This is a genomic window from Actinophytocola sp. (assembly GCF_045807065.1).
Lineage (GTDB): Bacteria > Actinomycetota > Actinomycetes > Mycobacteriales > Pseudonocardiaceae > Actinophytocola.
This window is the reverse complement of sequence record NZ_JBJMIE010000127.1, coordinates 1-5,884: the sequence shown is the minus strand read 5'-3', so window position 1 is coordinate 5,884 and position 5,884 is coordinate 1. Positions and strand designations below refer to the sequence as shown.

Genomic DNA, 5,884 nt, shown 5'->3' with positions numbered 1-5,884 from the left:
TTGTCCAGCCACCAGTCCGCGAGTGACTCGGCCGCTCCTACCAGTGCGGCGGCCAGTGACTCGGTCGCGTTGTCGACCAGGCCCTCCTTGGTCGCTACCCGCACCAGCAACGTGTCCACGAGGCTGATCGCCTGGCGGCGCATGGCCAACAACTCCGCCGAGAACGGGCCGCCCTGCGTGATGGACTGGCGGTGGATCACCCGCCAGCTTTCCCGGTGGGTGCCGACGTACTCGAAGAACGCTGCCAGGCCGTGCCACAGTTGCATGTCCGCCGGCAACTCGGTTCGCACGCCCGCGGCTATGGCGGCCAGCAGTTGTGTGGCCTCGCGGTGGATGCAGGCGGCGAACAGGTCCTCCTTCGAGCCCAGGTAGGCGTAGATCATCGGCTTCGAGACGCCTGCGACGTCGGATATCTCGTCCATCGACGCCTCGTGGTAGCCGCGTTCCGCGAACACCTTGACCGCCGCGTCGAGGATCTGGCGTTCCCGGACCTCGCGCGGGAGTCTTCTGACTCGCCGCCGCTCTTCCACGGTCACCGATCCTCCTCAGGGGCCGTTCAACCTGGGCCAGCGTAACTGACTCGTGCGTAGGGTTACCCGCGAGTAGTTATGGTGGTGTATGCGATTCAGACGCAGGCGGGGCGCTTCGATGACGCGTGAACCGGTCATCGAAGCCACTGTGGACATCGACGCGTTCGCTCGTGCGGTCGATCCGCGGCTGCTCGACGAGAAGCAGTTCGTGCAGCTCATCGACACGATGGACATGCTCGGCCGCGCCGGCACCGGAGTCGCGCTGGCCGCCATGCGCACGGAGACGTTCGTCTGGTTCGTCTCCCGTGCCTCCGGCACGCAGCTCCAGGACCTGATGGCGCACCCGCACCTGCGGCACGTCGTGTTCGACGAGGTCTTTCGTCGGATGGGTGAGCACCTCGACGTGGCGAAGGCGGCGACACTGCGCGCCGTGGTGCACTGGCGGTTCCACGACGGCGCCGACGGTTACGACCGCTTCGAGACCGTGATCGAGGACGGGGTCTGCACGTCCGGCAGGGAGCCGACCGCGGACCCGCGCGTGACGATCACCCTCGCGCCGGCGGACTTCCTGCGCGTCGTCACGGGCGGGGTCCACGTCGCCATGCTCTTCATGCGTGGCAAGGTGCGGGTTCGCGGCGACATCGCGTTCGCCGCGAACCTCATCAGCTACTTCGACCTGCCGACAGCACAGCCAGAACCGTCAGAAGGTGATGGCCATGGCGGGGTCGGCCAGGATGGCGCCGACGTCCGCGAGGAACTGTGAGCCCTGCTGACCGTCGATCACCCGGTGGTCGAAGCTCAGCGACAGCTGGCACACCTTGCGCACCCTGATCTCGCCGTCGACCACCCACGGCATGTCCCTGATCGCGCCGAGCGCCAGGATCGCGGACTCGCCCGGGTTGATGATCGGCGTGCCGGTGTCGACGCCGAAGACGCCGACGTTCGTGATGGTGAAGGTGCCGTTCACCATGTCCGCCGGCGTGGTCCTGCCCTCCCGCGCGGTCGCGGTCAGCTGCTCCAGCGCGACCGCCAGGTCCCGCAGGGACATCGCGTCCGCGTCGCGGACCTTCGGGACCACGAGGCCGCGCGGCGTGGCGGCCGCGATGCCCAGGTGCACGTAGTCCTTGTAGACGATCTCCTCGCCGGCCCAGGTCGCGTTCACGTCCGGGGTGCGCTTCACCGCCAGGCACACGGCCTTCGCGGCGAACGTCAGCGGGGTGATCTTCACGTCGCGGAACGTGGGGTGCGCCTTGAGTCTGGCCCGCAGCTCCATCATCGGCGTGACGTCGACGGTGAGGAACTCGGTGACGTGCGGAGCGCTGTACGCGCTCTCGACCATGGCCTGCGCGGTCATCTTCCGCACACCCTTGACGGGGACCCGCCGCTCCCGCGCACCAGCCGGCACGACCTGTGCCGCACCAGTCGGCACGACCGGCGCCGCAGCGACCTGAGCTGCCCGTTCCACGTCCTCGCGCGTGATCACACCCGACGCGGCGAGCGACCGCAGGTCCACGCCGAGGTCCTTGGCCAGCTTGCGGACCGGCGGCTTCGCCAGCGGCACCAGCGCGGCCGGCGCCAGCAACGCGGCCGGCGAGTCCGGCACGGTGATCGGCTCCGGCACGGGCGGCGCGGCAACCGGCGGCGACACGACCGGCGGTGACACAGCCGGCGGTGACACGACCGGCGGTGACACGACCGCGGCAGGAGCAGCGGTCGGCGCGTTCTTGCGGGCCCGGCGCTTCCCGCTACTGGCCTTCGGTCCGTAGCCGACGAGCATGGCCTGCCCGTTCGTCTCGGCCTGCGGCTCGGGTGCGGCGGCCGCCCCACGGGGGTCGACGTCGATGGTCACGATCGGCTCGCCGACGTTGACGGTCTGCCCCGGCTGCGCGTGCAGCTCGGTCACCACACCCGCCCACGGGCACGGCAGTTCGACCGCCGCCTTCGCCGTCTCGATCTCGACGATGATCTGGTTGACCGCCACCTCGTCGCCCGGCTTGATGTGCCAGGTCAGGATCTCGGCGTCGACCAGGCCCTCCGCGGTGTCGGGCAGCGGGAACACCTTGTAGTCAGGCATGCCTCACCAGCCCAGCGAGCGGTCGACGGCGTCCAGCACCCGGTCGAGATCGGGGAGGTACTCCTCCTCGACCTTCGACGGCGGGTACGGGGTGTCGAACCCGGTCACCCGGAGCACCGGCGCCTCCAGCGAGTAGAAGCACTCCTGCTGCACGCGCGCGGCGATCTCGGACGTCACCGACGACTCCGACGGCGCCTCGCTGACCACGACCAGGTGCCCGGTCTTCCGCACCGACTCGTACACCGGGTGCAGGTCCAGCGGGGAGAGCGTGCGCAGGTCGATGACCTCCAGCTCCCTGCCCTCCTCGGCCGCCGCGGCCGCGGACTCCAGGCACGTCTTGACCATCGGCCCGTAGGTGGCCAGCGTCGCGTGCGTGCCCTGGCGCAGGACGCGCGAGGCGAACAGCGGCTCCGGCGTCGCGTTGACGTCGAGCGTGGCCTTCTCGTAGTAGCGCCGCTTCGGCTCGAAGAACAGCACCGGGTCGTCGCACTGGATCGCCTGCTGGATCATCCAGTACGCGTCGACCGGGTTGGAGCACGACACGACCCGCAGGCCCGCGGTGTGCGCGAAGTACGACTCGGGCGACTCCGAGTGGTGCTCGACCGCGCCGATCCCGCCGCCGAAGGGCACGCGGATCACGATCGGCAGCCGGACCTTGCCCTGGCTGCGGAAGTGCAGCTTCGCGACCTGCGACACGATCTGGTCGAACGCGGGCATGATGAACCCGTCGAACTGGATCTCGCACACCGGCCGGAAGCCGCGGATCGCGAGACCGACCGCCGTGCCGACGATGCCGGACTCGGCCAGCGGCGTGTCGAGGACGCGCTGCTCACCGAAGTCCTTCTGCAGGCCGTCGGTGATCCGGAAGACGCCGCCGAGCTTGCCGACGTCCTCGCCCATGATGATGACCTTCGGGTCCGCCTCCATGGCGGCGCGCAACCCGAGGTTGAGACTCTTGCTGAGGGTGACCGTCTGGGTGGCGGCCACGGCCTCGGAGGACTTGTTCATGACAGGTGTCGCCATCAGTGCCCACCTCCCGCGCTGTGCCCGGCTGTTCGCTCCGCATGCTCCTCGAAACCGGCGGTGTACTCGAGGAAGGCGTCCCGCTGGGCCTCCAGCACTGGGTTCGCCTCCTCGTAGACCTGGGAGAAGATCCGGGACGGGCGTGGGGTCGGCATGTTCTGGCAGAACTCGCGCAGCTCGGCGGCGAGCTGGACGGACTCGGCCTGGACCTGCTCGAAGAACTCGCTCTCGGCGTTCTCGTGCCGGACCAGGTTCACCCGCACCCGCTCGATCGGGTCCTTCAGCTTCCACGCCTCCAGCTCGTCCGAGAGCCGGTAGCGGGTGGGGTCGTCGGTCGTGGTGTGGGCGTCCATGCGGTAGGTGAACGCCTCGATGAGGACCGGCCCGTTGCCGTGGCGGCACTGGTCGAGCGCCCAGCGGGAGACCGCGAGGGTCGCGAGCACGTCGTTGCCGTCCACGCGGATGCCGGGGAAGCCGTAGCCGCGGGCGCGCTGGTACAGCGGCAGCCTGGACTGGCGCTCGGTGGGCTCGGAGATGGCCCACTGGTTGTTCTGGCAGAAGAACACGAGCGGCGCGTCGTACACCGACGCCCACACGAAGCCCTCGTGCACGTCGCCCTGCGAGGTGGCGCCGTCACCGAAGTAGACGATCGTGGCCTCGCCGTCGTCGTCGCCGACCTTGCCCTCGAACCGCTGGCCCATCGCGTAGCCGGCGGCGTTCAGCACCTGGTTGCCGATGACGATCGTGTACAGGTGGAAGCGGTTCTCGATCGGGTCCCAGGAGCCGTGGTCCGTGCCGCGGAAGATGCCGAGCAGCTCGGTCGGCTTGACCCCCCGCGTCCACGCGACCCCGTGCTCCCGGTAGCTCGGGAACGCCATGTCCTGCGGTTTCAGCGCCCGGCCGGAGCCGATCTGCGCGGCTTCCTGGCCGAGCAGCGGCACCCAGATGCCGAGCTGGCCCTGGCGCTGCAGCGCGTTGGCCTCCCGGTCGATGCGCCGCGTGAGCACCATGTCCCGGTAGAGGCTCCGGAGGTCCTCGGCCGTGACGTCGGCCACGTAGGGGTCCCATTCGGCGTCGGTGACCCGCTCGCCCTCCGGCGTGAGGAGCTGCACCAGCTCCGGGCCGCCCTCACTTGTCGCTCGCAAGCCCGCGATCACCTGCTCTGCCGTCGGCGTGGCCGCGGTGGCGGCCGGTCCGACGCCCGGTTCCGGGTGCGTCCACTGTTCTGGGGACGACATGCGTTCTCCTATGTGGTGTCGGCGCCGGGCGTTCGCTTGTGGCGTCCGCTCTCGGCCGCGCCATCGGCGGTCACCGGGCCCGGGTGGGGTGGTTCTGTTCCCGCCGCTGGCGCTGACGGTTTTCGGGTCCATCCTGGCATGCGGGACGGCGTGGCCGTGAGGCCCGAACTTCGACATTTGCCGGACAACAGCCCGCTGAGCTGGGAAGACTGTAGGACAACCGACATTAGGGAGTGCACGCGGCGACCCCTGGCCCCAGCGTGACCACCTCCTTCGCACGGGTGGTGGACCCTCCGGTGGATACTTTCACCCACTGGAGTGATCTGCATCACCTACTGTGGTAGTGGCAGTATCGCGTGGGTGGACAACGTGCAGTTGCGCTCGACCGTGAACCGGACCTGGGACTCGGACATCCTGCCCAGCCTGTCGGAACTGGTGCGGATCCCGGCGGTCTCCGTGGTGTTCGACCCGAACTGGGCCGCCTCGGGTCACCTGGACGCGGCCGCCGAGCACCTCCGTGCCTGGCTGGCCGCGAGGGACCTGCCGGGTGCGACGGTGGAGACCCTGCGGCTGCCCGGCCGGACGCCGGTGGTGCTGCTGGACGTGCCCGCGTCGGAGGGGATGCCGGCCGACGGCGGCACCGTGCTGCTGTACGGCCACCTGGACAAGCAGCCCCCTGTCGGCGGCTGGTCGCCCGGCCTCGGCCCGTGGACCCCCGTCATCCGCGGTGATCGGCTCTACGGGCGCGGCGCCGCCGACGACGGGTACTCGGGCTACGCGGCGACGGCCGCGATCGAGGCGGTGCGCGCGGCGGGCGGCAGGCACGCGCGGTGCCTGGTGCTGCTGGAGACGTCCGAGGAGTCCGGCAGCCCGGACCTGGACGCCTACCTCGAGGCATACCGGGACCGGCTGGGTGACATCTCACTGGTGGTGTGCCTCGACTCGGGCGGTCAGGACTACGAGCGCCTGTGGCTGACGACGTCCCTGCGCGGCCTGTGCTCGGTGACCGCGACGGTGAC

Annotated in this window: 6 protein-coding genes; 2 read left to right on the top strand and 4 right to left on the bottom strand. The window is 70.0% G+C overall.

What is annotated here, in order from left to right:
• The coding region (locus ACJ73U_RS07525; protein ID WP_407776806.1) for a TetR/AcrR family transcriptional regulator at positions 1–536 on the bottom strand (536 nt) is incomplete at its 3' end.
• Positions 537–648: 112 nt separating this feature from the next.
• Between ACJ73U_RS07525 and ACJ73U_RS07520 the strand changes: the two genes are divergently transcribed.
• On the top strand, positions 649–1,293 hold the full coding sequence (locus ACJ73U_RS07520) for an SCP2 sterol-binding domain-containing protein (RefSeq protein ID WP_407776805.1): 645 nt from the start codon (positions 649–651) through the stop codon (positions 1,291–1,293).
• Here ACJ73U_RS07520 and ACJ73U_RS07515 read toward each other — a convergent pair.
• From ACJ73U_RS07515 to pdhA, 3 genes are read right to left on the bottom strand one after another with little or no spacing between them, the layout of a single operon-like run.
• Entirely contained in the window at positions 1,231–2,604 is a 1,374-nt protein-coding gene (locus ACJ73U_RS07515; protein WP_407776804.1) for a dihydrolipoamide acetyltransferase family protein, read from the bottom strand. The two genes, ACJ73U_RS07520 and ACJ73U_RS07515, sit on opposite strands and share 63 nt — an antisense overlap.
• A 3-nt stretch (positions 2,605–2,607) precedes the next feature.
• The gene (locus tag ACJ73U_RS07510; RefSeq protein ID WP_407776803.1) at positions 2,608–3,627 is read right to left on the bottom strand and encodes an alpha-ketoacid dehydrogenase subunit beta; all 1,020 of its coding nucleotides are present in this window, start codon (positions 3,625–3,627) and stop codon (positions 2,608–2,610) included.
• Positions 3,627–4,865 (bottom strand): pyruvate dehydrogenase (acetyl-transferring) E1 component subunit alpha, encoded by a 1,239-nt coding sequence (gene pdhA, locus ACJ73U_RS07505; protein WP_407776802.1) that lies wholly within the window; start codon positions 4,863–4,865, stop codon positions 3,627–3,629. The genes ACJ73U_RS07510 and pdhA overlap by 1 nt, the downstream gene beginning before the upstream one ends.
• Positions 4,866–5,216: 351 nt before the next feature.
• Here pdhA and ACJ73U_RS07500 point away from each other — a divergent pair.
• On the top strand, positions 5,217–5,884 hold a 668-nt coding region (locus ACJ73U_RS07500), incomplete at its 3' end, for a M20/M25/M40 family metallo-hydrolase (protein WP_407776807.1).